The 15,672-nt window shown below is 61.6% G+C and carries 13 protein-coding genes; 7 read left to right on the forward strand and 6 right to left on the reverse strand.

Annotated elements, in window-relative coordinates:
- Nucleotides 1-35 precede the first annotated feature (35 nt).
- From BUS42_RS33815 to BUS42_RS33825, 3 genes are all read left to right on the forward strand, one after another.
- Nucleotides 36-575 (forward strand): hypothetical protein, encoded by a 540-nt coding sequence (locus tag BUS42_RS33815; RefSeq protein ID WP_074314488.1) that lies wholly within the window; start codon nucleotides 36-38, stop codon nucleotides 573-575.
- Nucleotides 572-1,615: an HTTM domain-containing protein gene (locus BUS42_RS33820; protein WP_074314490.1), complete on the forward strand. Its 1,044-nt coding sequence runs from the start codon at nucleotides 572-574 to the stop codon at nucleotides 1,613-1,615. The genes BUS42_RS33815 and BUS42_RS33820 overlap by 4 nt, the downstream gene beginning before the upstream one ends.
- 819 nt (nucleotides 1,616-2,434) lie before the next feature.
- On the forward strand, nucleotides 2,435-2,710 hold the full coding sequence (locus BUS42_RS33825) for a hypothetical protein (RefSeq protein WP_074315664.1): 276 nt from the start codon (nucleotides 2,435-2,437) through the stop codon (nucleotides 2,708-2,710).
- Between the two features lie 631 nt (nucleotides 2,711-3,341).
- Here the strand turns inward: BUS42_RS33825 and BUS42_RS43240 are convergent.
- The 3 genes from BUS42_RS43240 to BUS42_RS33840 form a co-directional block, all read right to left on the reverse strand.
- A complete protein-coding gene (locus BUS42_RS43240; RefSeq protein WP_143206603.1) occupies nucleotides 3,342-3,860 on the reverse strand; it encodes a hypothetical protein in 519 nt (172 codons plus the stop codon).
- A gap of 427 nt (nucleotides 3,861-4,287) precedes the next feature.
- On the reverse strand, nucleotides 4,288-4,617 hold the full coding sequence (locus tag BUS42_RS33835) for a hypothetical protein (protein WP_143206604.1): 330 nt from the start codon (nucleotides 4,615-4,617) through the stop codon (nucleotides 4,288-4,290).
- Between the two features lie 95 nt (nucleotides 4,618-4,712).
- Nucleotides 4,713-5,192, reverse strand: a complete 480-nt coding sequence (locus BUS42_RS33840; protein WP_254054030.1) for a CAP domain-containing protein — start codon at nucleotides 5,190-5,192, stop codon at nucleotides 4,713-4,715.
- Nucleotides 5,193-5,402: 210 nt separating this feature from the next.
- Here BUS42_RS33840 and BUS42_RS33845 point away from each other — a divergent pair, with 210 nt between their 5' ends.
- Nucleotides 5,403-6,251, forward strand: a complete 849-nt coding sequence (locus tag BUS42_RS33845) for an exonuclease domain-containing protein (protein WP_074314498.1) — start codon at nucleotides 5,403-5,405, stop codon at nucleotides 6,249-6,251.
- Nucleotides 6,252-6,253: 2 nt separating this feature from the next.
- Nucleotides 6,254-6,940 (forward strand): (5-formylfuran-3-yl)methyl phosphate synthase, encoded by a 687-nt coding sequence (locus tag BUS42_RS33850; RefSeq protein WP_074314500.1) that lies wholly within the window; start codon nucleotides 6,254-6,256, stop codon nucleotides 6,938-6,940.
- Nucleotides 6,941-6,942: 2 nt separating this feature from the next.
- Here BUS42_RS33850 and BUS42_RS33855 read toward each other — a convergent pair whose 3' ends face one another.
- From BUS42_RS33855 to BUS42_RS33865, 3 genes are all read right to left on the reverse strand, one after another.
- Nucleotides 6,943-8,475: an L-piperidine-6-carboxylate dehydrogenase gene (locus BUS42_RS33855; protein WP_074315666.1), complete on the reverse strand. Its 1,533-nt coding sequence runs from the start codon at nucleotides 8,473-8,475 to the stop codon at nucleotides 6,943-6,945.
- 389 nt (nucleotides 8,476-8,864) lie between these two features.
- A complete protein-coding gene (locus BUS42_RS33860) occupies nucleotides 8,865-9,860 on the reverse strand; it encodes a class I SAM-dependent methyltransferase (protein WP_074314502.1) in 996 nt (331 codons plus the stop codon).
- 211 nt (nucleotides 9,861-10,071) lie between these two features.
- Nucleotides 10,072-11,913, reverse strand: a complete 1,842-nt coding sequence (locus BUS42_RS33865) for a gluzincin family metallopeptidase (RefSeq protein WP_254053971.1) — start codon at nucleotides 11,911-11,913, stop codon at nucleotides 10,072-10,074.
- Nucleotides 11,914-12,501: 588 nt separating this feature from the next.
- On the opposite strand from BUS42_RS33865, the gene BUS42_RS33870 reads away from it, so the two are divergent.
- Both BUS42_RS33870 and BUS42_RS33875 read left to right on the forward strand, forming a co-directional pair.
- The gene (locus BUS42_RS33870) at nucleotides 12,502-13,629 is read left to right on the forward strand and encodes a c-type cytochrome (protein ID WP_254053972.1); all 1,128 of its coding nucleotides are present in this window, start codon (nucleotides 12,502-12,504) and stop codon (nucleotides 13,627-13,629) included.
- Nucleotides 13,630-14,568: 939 nt separating this feature from the next.
- Nucleotides 14,569-15,231 (forward strand): HAD family hydrolase, encoded by a 663-nt coding sequence (locus tag BUS42_RS33875; protein ID WP_074314504.1) that lies wholly within the window; start codon nucleotides 14,569-14,571, stop codon nucleotides 15,229-15,231.
- Nucleotides 15,232-15,672: the final 441 nt, after the last annotated feature.

Consider the following 15,672-nt stretch of genomic DNA (forward strand, 5'->3'; position numbering starts at 1 on the left):
CCCTCCACTCGGGCCGTCACAAAAGAGGAGGGGCCATGGACTGGCGATTGACCGTTCGTCGTCTACTGATCTCAGTGTTCCTGATCGTCCATCTCAGCGCGACGATTCTCTGGGTGATCCCCCCCTGCCCGCTCCGGGAACGGACGAACACCCTCGTTTCCTACTACATCCTGCCACTCGGCTTCTGGCAATACTGGACGATGTTCTCGCCCGACCCGGCTCAGAACACGCTCACACTCGAGGCCGAGGTCGTCGACGCGAAGGGTCTTCGAACCGTCTTCCCCTTCCCCAAGCTGGCAGATTACACGGCCTTCCAGGCGATTCCTCGGTTTCGGCACCCGAAGTATGCGGCCAACCTGAGCGTCGGTTCCTTCGAGAAGCAACGCGAATTCGCCGCGCGCCACGTGGTGCGTCAGCTCCATCCACCTACCGACGCTTATCCTTTGGAAGTGGAACTGGTCTATCAGGTTCGCCCCACCCCACCGCCCGGGAATCCGGTCGACCTGATGACTCCGTTGCAACGATCACCGTTCGCGACCTATCACTTCGCGAGCGAGAAAGAGGTGCGGCCATGAATCCCTTCCGCCCATGGAACCGATTCTGGTTCGCGCCGATCTCGGCGCGCCCCTTGGGCGCCTTTCGGATCCTCTTCGGGCTCCTGGTCTTGGCCAACCTCGCCATCGTGTCCTTCGATCTCGACTACTGGCTGACGGACACCGGTTTGTTGCAAGGAACGGAGGCCCGGGAAATTGCCGGCCCGCTCCGCTACTCCCCGCTCCAGTGGGTTGACGACCCGGTGAGCATCCGCCTCTTTTTCGGGGCGTCCGCCGTGGTGGCGGTCCTGTTCACCGTCGGCTGGCACACGAGGATCATGGGGGTTGTGCTCTACCTCGCGATGCTCTCGATTCACCATCGAAATATCGTGACAAACTGCGGTCCCGATACGCTGATCCTGATCATGATGTTCTACGCGATGCTGAGCCCTTGTGGCGCCGCATTCTCGCTCGATGCCCGGCGTACGGCCCGCAAACGAGGGACGCTCGCCGATCCGTTGATCGTGCCGTGGGCGCAACGCCTGATCCAGTTGCAGCTGTCGCTGATCTATTTCAACACGGCCGTTCTCAAATGCAACGGGGGCACCTGGCTCGGTGGAACGGCCCTCCACTTCGTTTTGAACAATACCGAAGTGGGTCGCTCGCAACTGATGTGGCTGGTTGAATATCCGATCGTGATCAATCTCTTGACCTACGTTGCACTTGCTTCGGAATTCGCTCTCGCGGCTTTGCTCTGGTTTCGACCGACGCGGGCTTGGGCGGCGATCGTGGGCCTCGGACTTCACGCCGGAGTTCTCTTCACCGTTAATGTGCCGATCTTCGGCGAGGTCATGACCGCCTGCTATCTCGTCTTCCTCGCACCTGACGAGCTCGATTCGTTCCTGCGGTTCATGAACCCCCGCTCCTGGTTGCGACACAAGGGCCATTCCCCATTGCCACTCGCGACCGTCCCCGGCCGTGTCGATCTTGCCTCCGGCCTGGCGGGGCGACACCAACTCGACCCCACGCTCAACCGGACCCGAGCGACGATCGAGTCGAGCGACCATGACCGGGATGGTTGAGGTTGGGGTGACCTGTAAAACCGCGGCTGATCGTAACCGCGCCCCCTGCCGCAAGCGTCACGCAAATCCGCCAAAAGATTTTCGAGACACAATCTTGACATACCACATGGGGCGCTACCATCATTAATCCTGATGGTTATCGGCTGGGCCAAACTGCGGAACGGAGAAGCCCAAAAAGATCGCCCATCGAAACGCATGATCGTAGGCCAGGCGCTGGGAACGGCACCTCGGGCCGAATCCTTTGCAGGCTCCTGTAGCGTCTCAAATTCACTCGCTATCGTAGTCAGCGGCTGCGCGGTTGCTCAACTTCTCGCCTCAACCATCGCGTCATGGAGGGAAGATGCATGCGCTCATTCGCCTGAGACGACCGGACTGGTGGGATCGCCCCCGCGTTGCGGAGCCTAAGGATGGCCATGCGCGGAGCGTGGAGCTGGCCATGGGGTGATCACGGAACGCAGCTGAAGTGCGACCGACCAAGAATCACACAGATCTGATTTTTTTGTTGACTTCTCGTGACACGAACTTGACACTCCGTACTGACGAGTCTGGGGATCGATTGTGACGCGGGGATTTGGATCAACGATTCTGACTGTTTTTTTCCTTGCGTTTCAAAGTCGTGTGAAATTTATCGAAACATCAACCGACAGAAGGGGGAACATCGATAAGCGTGGGGCGGCTCGACGAACGGCCCCCCGATCGCCAATGACACGATGGATCGTCTTTGACCAGGCCGGATCGGAAACGCTGGAGGTCGAATCATGCCGAGTCGTACATTGATCGTCGTGCCTCGGCATGGTTCTGGGCGAAGGAGCCTCGACGATGATCGGTCATTTCAACGAACTGCTTCGGGCGACCGCTGATGATGGAGCGTCTGCCACAACCTGTCTCTCAGCAAATCACTCAGCCGAGGAAATCGATCAGTTGCTGGAGGCTTGGTTTCGAGAGCGACAGGAACGTATCGAGACGGGCCTACTCCTGGATGAGGCCCAGCACCTCCTGAAACGGATCATTCGAGAGGGCCAAGTCACACCCGTGAGCCGACGGAAAACCACGAATCTGTTGCTCGCGATCAAGGCTGCCAATCAGGCTTCGTAGTCTCGAACTCGTCCTCGGTTGACGAGCCCGTTGGGTTGGATCCACGCTCGCAAACTTGGCCGCGACCTGACTTGATGCGCAGGCAGAGCCGTGGCTCATGCCTCGGTGTTGTGTTTCTCCTCGCGCGGTCAGCGACCGGGCTGGGCGCGGAAATTAGGCGACGGGCTCAACATTCGGCTCTCCCTCTCGACGCGGTGATCGAGAGCCCTCGGATGGATCGCTGCCAGTGGTTTTTGCTTGCGCCGATCGGCCCCTTTTTTTTCTCTCGCCAGTCTGCCAGGTGAAGCTCGACGACGAGCCTTAAAGATCGCTCCCGACAATCGTTGCCGTTGGCTCGGGCGTGGCCTTGGCGAATCAACTCGGGGACTCGTGCGAGCGGAACACCGAACGATTCCACGAGAATCCGGGTGGTCGACGCCTTCTCCCGGGGGACCGGTGTCGTTTCGCCATCGTGGGGCCTCGCCTCTCGCTCAAAATCGATTGGATTTCTTTGAAGATTTCTGCCGACCACTTAAGAAGCGGACCGGTGGAAAATCGCGTGAATTGGCCACGTCGGGGATGGGTTGATGCGGAGAATCGACACGATTCTTTCCTTGAGTCTCGGGCTCGGGATCACCGGAGGGGCCATCGCTCAGGACGATGCTCTCCCGTTGCTCCCGCCGTCCCCCGCGCCGTCGCAAGCGACCGCGACCGCGAGCAGCGAGTTGTCGCCCGTGGTCGAGTCGATGCCCGCCTCCGGATCTGCCGGTCGTTCCGTACTTGCAATTCCGGGATTGAACAAACCGACCGCTCCACGGCGATCGAGTACGCCCACGCCGGCATCGGCGGGCCCGGCGACCGCGAGTGACTTCCCCCCCTTGGTCGGTCCTTCGGAGATGCCGGAGATCCGTCGCAGTGCGAGTCCGGTTGCGCGTCCCACCCCCGACGACCGCGGTCGTTCGTTGGTGCTCGAATCGGTTCCCGAAGGGGAAGCGGCGGATCTTCCGTCGCGATCCACGACCCCATTGCCGCGCCGCGCGGCGTCGAAACCGGTTGCGCCGACCTCGACGCCCGCCCCAAGGCGTGCTCCCGGCTTGTTTGGGCGGATGTTTCCGACTCCGTTCGCGCCTCCTGCCGGTGCTTCACGAGCCGGCGCCAGTGATTCGATCAAGGTCGAACCCAGAACGGACCCCGCGTCGGACGCCGCGTTAAAGCGGAGGATCGAGCACCAGATCCGTCAGACCTTTGGAGATCGACTACGAGACGTGGAAGTTCGTGTTGTCGGCCGCGAGGTGACCGTCCGAGGACGAGCCACTCGTTTCTGGCAGCGCCGCGGTTTGCAACGCTCGGTCGAATCGATCCCTTCGTTGTCCGGTCTGCGTTCGACGGTCGAAGTCGACTGAGGAACGAGGGGCTGGTTCAGGCTCCGCTCAGCGGATCGAGCGCGACCAACTCCTTCGATCGTGCGAAGAGTTGAATCCGAGGGTAATCAAGGCATGCGGGCAATTTGCAATCTCTCGTGAGGTTGCAATTTGCCCGCCTTGCGTTAGCCGATCCTGGAGCGGCTACGAACGAAAGGACTCTCCCCGACTCCGCGGTTAGTAACGCAACTCGGGGGGTGTGCCGACGACGATCTGTTTGATTTCACCGATGATGCCTGCGGGGACCCCGATGACGGTCGCCGCGGCGGCTTTGACGACTCGGTTGCTTCCCGAGTTGTCGTAATATTCACGCGGCTTGATAAACAAGGGGTGCCGGTCGACCCAAGTCATCTCGCGCGCCGGCTGCGTCTGAACCACGCTCGTGCCGGCCTCGGACGGCGGCAAGAGTGTTGGCTCCGCCGACGCCAGGCGCCGGCCAGAGGTCCCCGACTGGCAGCCTGTCCCCAGCACAATCAGTGACACTGCGAACCAACGATGACCACGCATGAGATCCCAAACCTTTCGGGCCGTTGTCCCGCTTCAAGGGGTTGCTCGCCCTGGTCAACGCAATGAGATTCCGATGAACCGCCCACGAGGCGGCCTCAGGGGCGGATTGGATCTCCGAAGGTGACGCACCAATACGCGGTGTCACCTTCTCCGTTTGCAAAGGAAGCGCCGACCTGGGTATAAGGGCCGAGAATATTCCTTCGATGTCCGGGACTGTTCATCCAACCTGTCATTAAGGTTTCAAGGCTGAACGCTCCGGCGGCAATATTCTCGGCGGCGCGGCGATACGAATAACCTTCGTCCTTCATTCGTTGAAACGGCGAAGTGCGATCGCTCCCCGTGTGGCTCATCTTTCGCCGGGCGGCCATGTCGGCGGCGTGCCGGCGCGCGGCGGCTTCGAGTCGAGGATCAGGCGTGAGCGCCGGAAGTCCCCGCTGGGCGCGCTCGCGGTTATGAGCATCGATCAGGCCGGCGAGGGTGTCGCCAGAGCTTGCCGGATTGACACGATCGCGCGGGACCGCAGCCCGAGGGGTACGGGTTGTCCCCACAAGACAGCCAGGAAGCATCGCCATCATCGCGGCCAACACGCTGAACTTCCTCCGGAGGGTCACGGTAACGGGGCACAGCATGAACGAATCTTCGACCTCTTCGTCCCCGTGGAACGAGCGATTCCAGGCGGCTTCGGACAAACCCGTATCGATTCAACTGGTCGTGCCGCCCGCGATGCCCGATAATGCTGGTTTCCCTTGGGATGTCAGCGCGATCAACGGGAGTTAGCCCGAGGAATGAACTCCGAGTACCCGACGCGTCATTACGTCGCGTTCGACCTGGAAACCACGGGGCTGGTGGCGGAAACCGACCGGGTGGTCGAAATTGGCGCGGTCCGGTTCGATGCTTCCGGTCGCGAGCTCGGGCGTTTCGAACGCCTCGTCCACCCCGAGCGTCCGATGTCGCCCGCCGCGCAGGCGATCCACGGCATCTCCGACGCTGACCTGGCGGACGCCCAGCCCGCTCGGGACGTCCTGCCCCAGTTTCTCCAATACCTGGGCGACCCTCGGGCCACCACCCTCCTGGCGCACAACGCCGCGTTCGACGCCGGTTTTCTCGGTCGCGAACTTGCCCTGATCGGTCGAGACGCGACCGGGTATGCCGTTGTCGACACACTCGCGTTGGCGAGGAGAAAGTTCCCCGAGGCACGCGACCATCGCCTCGACACCCTGGCACGGTTGTACGGCCTCGACCCCGACGGACCGCACCGCGCCTTGGCCGATAGCCTGCGGGTCAAGGGACTCTGGCTTGCCTTGGATGGCGCGTCCATGCCCGACGACTTACTCGTCTCCTATCCAATTATCGACGCCCGAGGCGGGATGCCCGCCCCGAATGGTTGGGACTTACTCAACGAGGCGATCGCTCAAGGTTTGCCCATTCGGATGGAATACGCGGGAGGCTCGCGCGGACCTGCCCCGCGCGAGGTCACGCCGCGTGGATTCGCTCATCGGGGCGGCGTTGCCTACCTGGTCGCATTCTGCCATATCGATACGTACGAGAAGTCGTTTCGGCTCGATCGGGTGACGCGCTATCAGGTCGTAGCACCGGGCGAGACGACAACAGCCTCCACGCCTTCGGAGTCGTAAGCGTGCCGCGGCTGCTAGTCAGCGTACGATCGGTCGAAGAGGCGATGGCTGCGCTTGCCGGGGGAGCGTCGATCATCGACATCAAGGAACCGGATCGAGGTCCGTTGGGACGGGCCGACACCGCGGTCTGGCAGGCCATCCGTGAGGCGCTGCCGGTCGGCGTTTGCCTCAGCGTAGCGCTCGGGGAACTCCCGGAGTGGACCCACCAGCCGGACCCTGCGCCAACCGGTTTTGCAGGCATTTCCTATCGGAAGCTCGGTTTGGCGGAAGTCGGGGCCGACTGGAAAACCGATTGGGCGAACCTGCGCAAGCGTTGGCGTGAGGGGCCGGCCTGGGTCGCCGTGGTCTATTCCGACTGGCGACTGGCCAAGGCGCCGCGGCCTGACGACGTGCTCGAAGCAGCGATCGCCGTTGCGGATTGCACGGGAGTGTTGATCGACACCTGGGACAAATCAAGTCGGAGCACGGTCGACCATTCCTGGCTCCCCTGGTTCGCCCGGGCGCATCAAGCGGGATTGACGATCGCGCTGGCCGGCGGCCTGAACGAATCGCGGATCGAACGGCTCGCGTCCTTGGCTCCGGATTGGATCGCCGTCCGGGGGGCCGCCTGTTGCGACGGAGACCGACGGAGTGCCATCGATCCCGCCCGCGTTGCCCGCCTGGCCCACCTGCTTGAGAATTTGAGATAAATTCAAGTCATCGAATGTTCCGTGTCAAACTTGACGCCCTGAGCGAGCGGCAGATCGGAACCGCGGTTGACAGTGCAGGTCTGTCTTCTCATGTAGGTCTTCCAGGCGTCGGACCCTGCCTCGCGGCCACCACCGGTCGCCTTCTCGCCTCCGAATGCCCCACCGATCTCGGCGCCTGAGGTGCCGATGTTGACGTTGGCGATGCCGCAGTCGGATCCTTCGACCGAGAGAAATTGTTCCGACTCGCGCAGGTCATTGGTGAAAATGGCCGAAGTCAATCCCTGCGCCACGCTGTTCTGAATACTGATCGCTTCGTCGAGCGTCGAATAGCTCAACACATAAAGAATCGGCGCAAACGTTTCTTCGCCGACGATCGGCATTCCCGGCTCGGCACGAACCAAGGCTGGCTCCACGAAGAATCCTGGCCGTGGCAGTCGCTTGCCACCGTACAGGACCGTTCCACCCTGCGCCACGGCCGACTCGAGGGCTTGCCGCATCGTTTCGACCGCCCGCTCGTTGATCAGCGGACCCATCAAGACGCCATCATCCCAGGGATTGCCGATCCGAAGGCTGGCGAAGGAACGTTTGAGTCGTTCGATCACCGTCTCGATCAAGGACTCGTGGACGATCAGCCTGCGGACGGTCGTGCAACGTTGTCCGGCCGTTCCGACCGCGGCGAAGAGGGTGCCCCGCAGCGCGAGCTCCAGGTCGGCACTGGGAGTCACGATGATGGCGTTGTTGCCTCCCAACTCGAGGAGCGATCGCCCCATCCGTCGCGCGACAACCTCCGCAACGCGTGCCCCCATGCGACAACTTCCCGTCGCGGAAATCAAGGGAAGCCTCGGGTCCTGGATCAAGCTTTCCCCGACGTCGTTCGCTCCGCCGACGGCCAGGCTAAATACCCCTGCGCAGTCGTTCGCATCCGCCACCTCGTTGACGATCTTCTGCACGGCGATGGCCGTTAAGGGCGTCTCGGGCGACGGCTTCCAGATCATCGAATCACCGCAGACCGCCGCCAAGGCCGCGTTCCACGCCCAGACCGCCACCGGGAAGTTGAACGCGGTGATGATCCCGACCGGGCCGAGTGGATGCCACTGCTCCATCATTCGATGCAAGGGACGCTCGCTGGCGATCGTCAATCCGTGAAGCTGTCGTGACAGCCCCACGGCGAAATCGCACATATCGATCATCTCTTGAACTTCGCCTTCGCCTTCCGACCGAATCTTTCCCGTCTCGAGGGTGACCAGCAGCCCAAGGTCCCGCTTTCGCTCGCGCAGAGCCACGCCGAGCTGACGGACCACCTCACCTCGCTTCGGCGCGGGGACTTGCCGCCACTTCACGAACGCTTCGCACGACCGTTCCACGATCCGCTGGTAGTCGTCGACCGAGGCCATGACCACCTCCGCCAGCGATTCACCCGTGGCCGGATTGACCGAACGGATGACTTCGCCCCCCGGTCGCTCGATCCAACCTGCGTCGCAAGCACCACTGTTGACCGACGCGAGCCCCAGTCTTTCCAGCAGGTCGTCAAACATCGTGACTTCTTCTCCGACAGCGAATCCGACGGTCTTCGTTCCCGCTCGTGGCCCGAACAATTATTAGGATCATAGTGTCGAGGGGAAGGGGCGAACGGAGCGAACCGCTTCCGGATGGGCGCATAACTCGCTGGACAAGCCGGGCGCGTACGGTCGGTCATACGGCGGCAGTGATCGACCCACGTCCCGAAGGCCGAGAGCCCGATTCGGTTGAGCGCTCGGTAACACCTCGCCGAACTCATTAATGAAGTCGTAATGTCCGCGATTGCGGACCATCCGTCATGGCTCATGAAAAGGGTCCGAAAGAGCGGACCCTACGCGAATCGTGGGACCCGTGATTCAGCCCACCTCGACGGAGTGGGCGGAATTTCCTGGATTCTTGTGCTTGCTCAGCGGTGTGGGGCGTTGGAGCCTTGGAACCAGTCTTCTGAAGGGAGTTCCGAAGGGGCGTCCCACTTGATTGCTTCGAAGACCGTACTGTTATTGCCGAAGATTCCATTCCAAGGGCGTTTCACGCGGTACATATTCGTTCGAAACCCAATCCGACGCAACCGGCTCAGCATTTCGATCGAGAAAAACGAGTAAACGAGGCATCCTTCGTCGAGCCGAAGGGGATCGTGATGATAGACCGGAGGCTTGAGCATCTGGATCGAGCCCTTGTCGTCGACCACTGCACGCACTTCGTCGAGATACTGGGCCTGATCGAAGGGGACGGTGAAGATATGGCGGCCCCCTGGCTTGAGAATCCGGAAAATCTCGCGATGAGCCCGATAGGGGTCGGGGAGGTGCTCGAACACATCGGCCGTAAGGACCAGGTCGATACTCTTGTCAGGAAGAGAAAGATTCATCAGGTCTTGATGCTGGACATTGTTGAAACATTGCCCGCTCGTGTACTCGTCTCCGAAATATTCGCTGCAAATGTAGTTTTTCATCGGTGCAAGCGTTCGATGGACCGCCGAATGGGCGTCGGTGTTGTACACCTTGAGATTTGTCAGCTTGGCCACATCCGCGAGTGAGCGAAGTCTGATTCCCAATGCGTCGCTTAACGACTTGCAGACCACATAGGCCTGGGCGCGGTATCGGTTCATGGCCGTGCACTTGCGGCAGTAACCGGACTCCCTGAGATTCTCCGAATGAATCTTCCAGTGGGTGAACGCGCCACAAACAAGGCAGGTGCCAAACCCACCGAACCCCGTCTTCACCATCAGTTTCTCAAGGCGAGTCAGCGGATCATAGTAGAGCGGGTAGACACGGCACCCATGGAGTTGGTCCGAGAATCTGGAACGAGGCTGGATTCCGGGCATCACGTAAGGATCGAGCACGCTCCGAGAGGGTTGGGGCTCAAGCCGTCGAATCGATTTGTTCAGTTCGCCAAGGCGTGACATTTCCCCTCCCTGTTTTGCGTAATTTCACTCAAGCTCGGATTAACGACCGAGCGTCGTGAACCAAGGCGCGGAGTATGGTTTGAGAATGAAAACCCGTCAAGACGATCCCGTCGGGTCCGAACATGGCGTCCTGCCTGGCTTTCGGCTACGACTCAACCTCGCAAGTTCAGCCCCCGGCCGAGGAATCCCAAGGCGGGGTTTCGCCACAACTTCACTCGCCCCCGAGCGCGACTTCTGCCCAGGCGGCGACTCGCCTGCCATTGCGATCGATCCCGGTGGCTTTGACGATCAGCGGTCCACTGCTCTTGGAGACCCCCTCCAGGCGAATCGGCCGTGACTGGAGTGTCCCTCGACCTGGTAGGACCGATGTGCCGAATGCGGTGACGAGCGCATTGGTTTCGATCTTGCCACGCCGAAACGCCGGACCGTGGGGGCTGGCTGCCGGAACGAGCGGCTCCCACGCCAGGGCTGAGAGTGTGGCCGTTGTACCGTCGCGCTCGCGGATCTCGGCCCTTAGATAGAGCTCGCCCCCCGACCTGGATTCAACGCCCGCGCGCAACTCGAGGTTTGCGAGATCCGCGGGCAGAGGGACGGCTGTGACTTGCAAATCGGCCTCCGCGGGGCCGGAAATCTCGACATCAATCGCGCCGAGTGGTGAAGCGTCAACGACCACGAAGTGGCTGCTCGTGCCGGCGGCGGACCAGTTCTCGGTCCCTCCATCGGGGATGACCCGGGTCGTTCGGGGACCCGCCAGTTCCCAGCCGTCGACCGAGGCGCGAACGTCGAGAGTTCGGAACCCGTTGGCCGGCGCAGCTTTGTCCATTCCACTGAAGTAAAGCGCGAGCGACCACTGACGGTAGAGGTCCGCGAACCGGGCTCCGGTCACGGCTTCGAGGTTCTCGGTCCCGTGCCGCGGCGATCGGATCAGCGCGGGGAGGAGCGTCGGTCCATAGCGGTCTGCGCACCAACGGAGGAACAAGTAGGTGCTCCCCCGATTTCCATGACTTCGGAAGAGGTCGGCCGTGTAGTAGTCCTCGACCACGAGCCGATACCGTTCCGGATTCGAGAGGAAAGCGCTGATGCGATAGTCGAGGTTCGACTTGGAGAACCCGTGCAAATCTTCACAGAGGTGAGCCAGGGCCTCGTCGAGCCAGCCGTCCTCGTCGGTCCCCAGTCGCTCGCCTAACGGTCCCGTGAACGTCTTTGCGCTATAGGTGACCGCATGGGTGTATTCATGTGCCACGATGGTTCGTAGGTACGGGCCGGCCTGGAGCGTCGCGTTCAAATACATCATGTCGCAGTGATTACTGAACGGAGCGGCAAACCCCGGGTCGAGATCGGCGCCTCGTACGAAGCCATCGACGGTATGCCGCCCCCCCGCCAGCCGTGCTAACCAACTCGACATCAGGACGGTGAATCGGCCATCGCCGTCGGCATCGCGTGCCAGACCGATCGTTCGCGCAGCGGTCGGAAAGACTTGTTGGTCGAATGTCGCCACCAGTTCGCGGAGGACTGGCTCGCTCACCCTCGCTCCATCCAACGAATCGACATAGACCTGGATCCGTTCTCCAACCGCCCGCAATTGACCTTTGATCTCGAGATAATTGCTGGCGCTGGCGACATCGCCGTCGCGGGCAAGGACGTAAAACTTCCGCTCGTGGGGAGGCATGGTGTCGACCGGCGCCGCGACGGCGGGGAGGATCGGCGCCACCAAGTTCGGCTTGCCGCGCTTGTCGGCGGGGGCCAAGAGCGGAGGACGAGAATCGGCGCTCCCTCGCGCTGTCAGGCGAATCGGATAGGGACCCGCTGAACCTGATAACGCCGAGACGACGACGAGCGTCCTTGATCCCGGCTGCGGAGCCTTGACCTGGAATTGCGCCCGTCCCTCATGGACCTTGATCGCGAGGGGTCGTCCCACTCCCCAGGTTGAGGAAGGCACGGTCGCCCGCGCCGGTTTCAAGTCCTGAGACCCCGCTTGGAGGGTCGCCACCGCGATGAATCCCAGGGCCAGCCAGGGGCACAGCCATTGATGGCGGGCAGAGGCTCCCTTCATTCCGGCGCACCCGTTCTGAGGCCTGGCCACGAGTGAAATCCCACCACGAGATCGCACCGAAGACTCGCGACAGACTTTCGATCGGCCCATCTCGTGGGTCCGCTTGAGCCGATTGAATGGGTTACGCGGATTGCTTGGCTCTTGACTCTTTCTTCGAGAAATTACGACGGATTTCGCTTGAAATTTGGTCGGACCGACGAGTTCGATCTCCTTGCCGTCGGCTTTGCCATGCCAGTACAATGAGCATGGAACCCTGGAGGATCGGCCTCCGATCCTATGACCTCCACGTCCCCTTCTCAGTTTAAACCTAATTGCATGTTACGACGAATTCGATTGTTCCGCCCCGGGATTCTGAGTGGCCTGCTGATTGGGCTTCTGGGTGCGAGTCGAGTGGATGCCGACTCGAACGAGGCTGCCAAGGTTGTGGTCGCCTGGCCCTCGGGGCCGATGGAAGCCCGCATTTCGTTTGACCGTCCGATCGACTTGTCACTCGGAACGAGTCTCATCGGAAAAGCGATCCATTTTGATCTCCGGCAACGCCATGTTGAAGTGTGGCGTGGACAGGGTTCGCCCTCGTTTTCGCCTCCGTTGGGAACGTTGACAATCGCCGCCGCGACGCTCGACCCGGAGCGGAGAACGCTGATTCTCACGACCGATCCTCATCCTCGAGAGGCGGTTTACCTGCTCGACGCCAGGGCGTCGCGCGCGCCGGGAGCGCGTTCGACCCCGACGGGGGTTCATCCGGCTCTGATCGGTTCGATCGCCTACGACTTAAATGGCGTGGCTGTCTCATGGGCGGCCGGAGCGGGTGAAGGCGAGCCGGCCTGGGAAGGGTGGTGGCCGGACCTCGATCCTGAGACAAGTCAGCAAATGACTTGCAGTTCACGTGAACATGATCGTGGATTTGCGTTGCTCAGTCAGGCAGGGCGAACCACTCTCGAGAGCCTGGTCGTGCTGCCCAAGGGACGGGTCGTACTCAGACTCGTGTGTAGCGCACCGATCGAAGAGGTTTCGCTCAACGGCGAGAACCCGAGCACGCGGGACAAGACTCAAGCCGAGTTCGTCGTGGAGTCAACCGGAGACGCCAATGCCCTCTTCGTGACGGTCCGAGCCGACCGCGCGGCACGGCCCTTTTCGTTGCGTGCGACCTATCGGAGTCCCACGGATGAAAGCGAACGGGCGTTGTCGCGAGATCGACTGAGCCTGCCTTGGAGTCCGCCCACCCCACTGCCGATCCAGCCTGACCTGACACCGCCCCCATTTCGGTTGTCGGGGGGAGATCGAGATCGAGGGGAAGTCCTCTTTCATGGAGATCGGGCGAAATGTTCGGGGTGCCACACGGTGAGCGCGAAGGGCGGAAGTGTCGGGCCTGATCTCAGCAACCTCGCTGATCGCGGCATCGAAGCGATTTACCGTGACATCGCCGAGCCGAGCTCATCCATTCATCCCGACTTCAACGCCTATACAGTCGCCCTCAAGGATGGCCGGGTCCTGGCCGGTATCGTCCGCGCCGCGGGGGCCGAGAAGATTCGAGTCACCGATACGGACGCAAAAATCACGGAGATCCCTCGTTCGGAGATCGAAGAACTTCGACCAAGCGCGACCTCCATCATGCCGGTAGGGCTGATTGGGGCGATCGGCGAGGAGGAAACTCGCGATATCCTCGCGTTCTTGCTTTCGTCGACTCCCAGGCGCGGACCCGCACCGAAGCCCTGAAATCCGCGGTGAAGCTCGAACCCCACCGTAGACCCAGGACCCATTCGAACCCAGCCCATGATTTCAGGGGCCGAGTTCGATCGAGGCGGATCCAGGTTGTCCAGCTTCGGGGTCGCCTGCGAGACCATAAGCGAGGTCATTGACCCGGCCTGATTAGGCGGGGCCACTCGGATCGGGGGGCGGCACCGGATCGATGGGTGGCGGGTCGCCTGGGTCTCCCGTATTCGCGGGGCCACTCGGATCGGGGGGCGGCACCGGATCGATGGGCGGTGGGTCGCCTGGGTCTCCCGTATTCGCGGGGCCACTTGGATCGGGGGGCGGCACCGGATCGATGGGTGGCGGGTCGCCTGGGTCTCCCGTATTCGCGGGGACGCTCGGGGCGATGGGCGGCGGGTTGCCTGGAACTCCCGTATTCGCGGGGCCATTCGGAGCGGGGGGCGGCACCGGGGCGATGGGCGGCGGGTCGCCCGGAACGCTCGTGCTCGTGGCACTCGGATTACTACTGCTGGGGACCGACGAGAGGGTACCTTGAGCTGATTGTGCAGTTCCGACTTCAGCCGGTATGGGATTGCCAAGCAGTCCTGACGGGCTCAGTCTCTGTTCCAGAAACTCGAGGGCGTATCGGGGATTCCGACTGCGGCGCATGGCAAAGCCTCAATAAACACAGTGGTGTGCATGACAATGATCCTTTGCATCCGAACATCACGGCTCCTGCTGAACCTTAGTTCGAGGTAAGAACGAACATTGCAATGTTTATAAAAAGCCACGCAAGCCGATTCCCGCTCGCGCGAGTTGAGGGGGGAGGAAGTCACTCCTCAGAGACATCGACTCGTTTTCGACTGAGCGGGTTCGAGTGGAACGATCTGCGGTCTCGACGGCGTTGAGCCGCGACTCGTCACCGGTTGGGAAGTCACGAATCCTGGCACAAAGGCATTAACAATGACCTTGTTCAAGAAACCCCATCCCGTTCTTATCTTTGACTTTGGCAACGTGGTTGCATACTTCGACTATCAGAAGGCCTGCGACGTGCTCGGGCGTCCGTTCGGCCTCTCGGGAGCAGACCTTCTCGAACGGGCACGAACCCGGAACTACGTGGCGATCCTTCAGCAGTACGAGCGCGGCGCCCTCACGGCGGAGGAGTTCTCAGAGCGTTTCTGCACGCTCGTCGGACTCGATCTCTCACACCAGGAATTCGCAGCGGCTTGGTCCGACATCTTCTGGCTCAATGAGCCGATCGCTCGACTCGTGGAGTACCTCAAGCAACAGGGCTACCGCCTGGTGCTGGGATCGAACACGAATGCCCTCCATGCCGCGCAGTTCCAGAACCAATTTGCCGAAACCCTGGCCCATTTCGACCACCTGGTGCTCTCGCATGAAATTGGCCACCTCAAACCGTCGGCGGAGTTCTACCTCGCCTGCGCGTCGGTCGCGGGCGAGGCGCCGGCCACTTGCTTGTTTATTGACGACCTCGCCGAGAACGTCGACGGCGCGAAAGCAGCCGGACTCTCCGCCCTTCATTTCACGGAATTCCCCACACTCCTGAACGATCTCAGGGCCGCTGGCATCGACGTGCCCTCGATTCCCGCAAGCAAGCCCGCCTGAAGACCACAGATTGCGCGGTTCTGACCGCAATGACGGTTGCGCCCTCCGGAACCAGTTGCACCGTTTCGACCGACATCGGCCCCCTCGGTTCCGCCTGGCCAAAATTGGCCAGGTCGAGCTCGAGGGGGCCGACCCGCTTTGCTGCGACCACCCCGCGAATTCGCCGACCGAGTTCGCTCGCTTGCCTTGAAATCCGCAGATTTGACGACTCAAAACCGAGTCCCCTACGCAGATCGCAAGCCCAACACTTGAGAATTCCGCAGCCATTCACCCCGCCGGTTTGACTTACCCCATTCAGCAGGCCACACTCCAACTGATCCGCCAACCACGTAGCAGGTGGATGGCAAGATTCGCTTGTCCGACCCCTCCGAATCCACACCTCCCACGAATTCTCCAAAATCGCCCTTGACGAATGGTTTCGTCACTGGGAACAATGACTGT

The organism is Singulisphaera sp. GP187, from assembly GCF_900129635.1.
In the GTDB taxonomy this organism is placed as follows: domain Bacteria; phylum Planctomycetota; class Planctomycetia; order Isosphaerales; family Isosphaeraceae; genus Singulisphaera.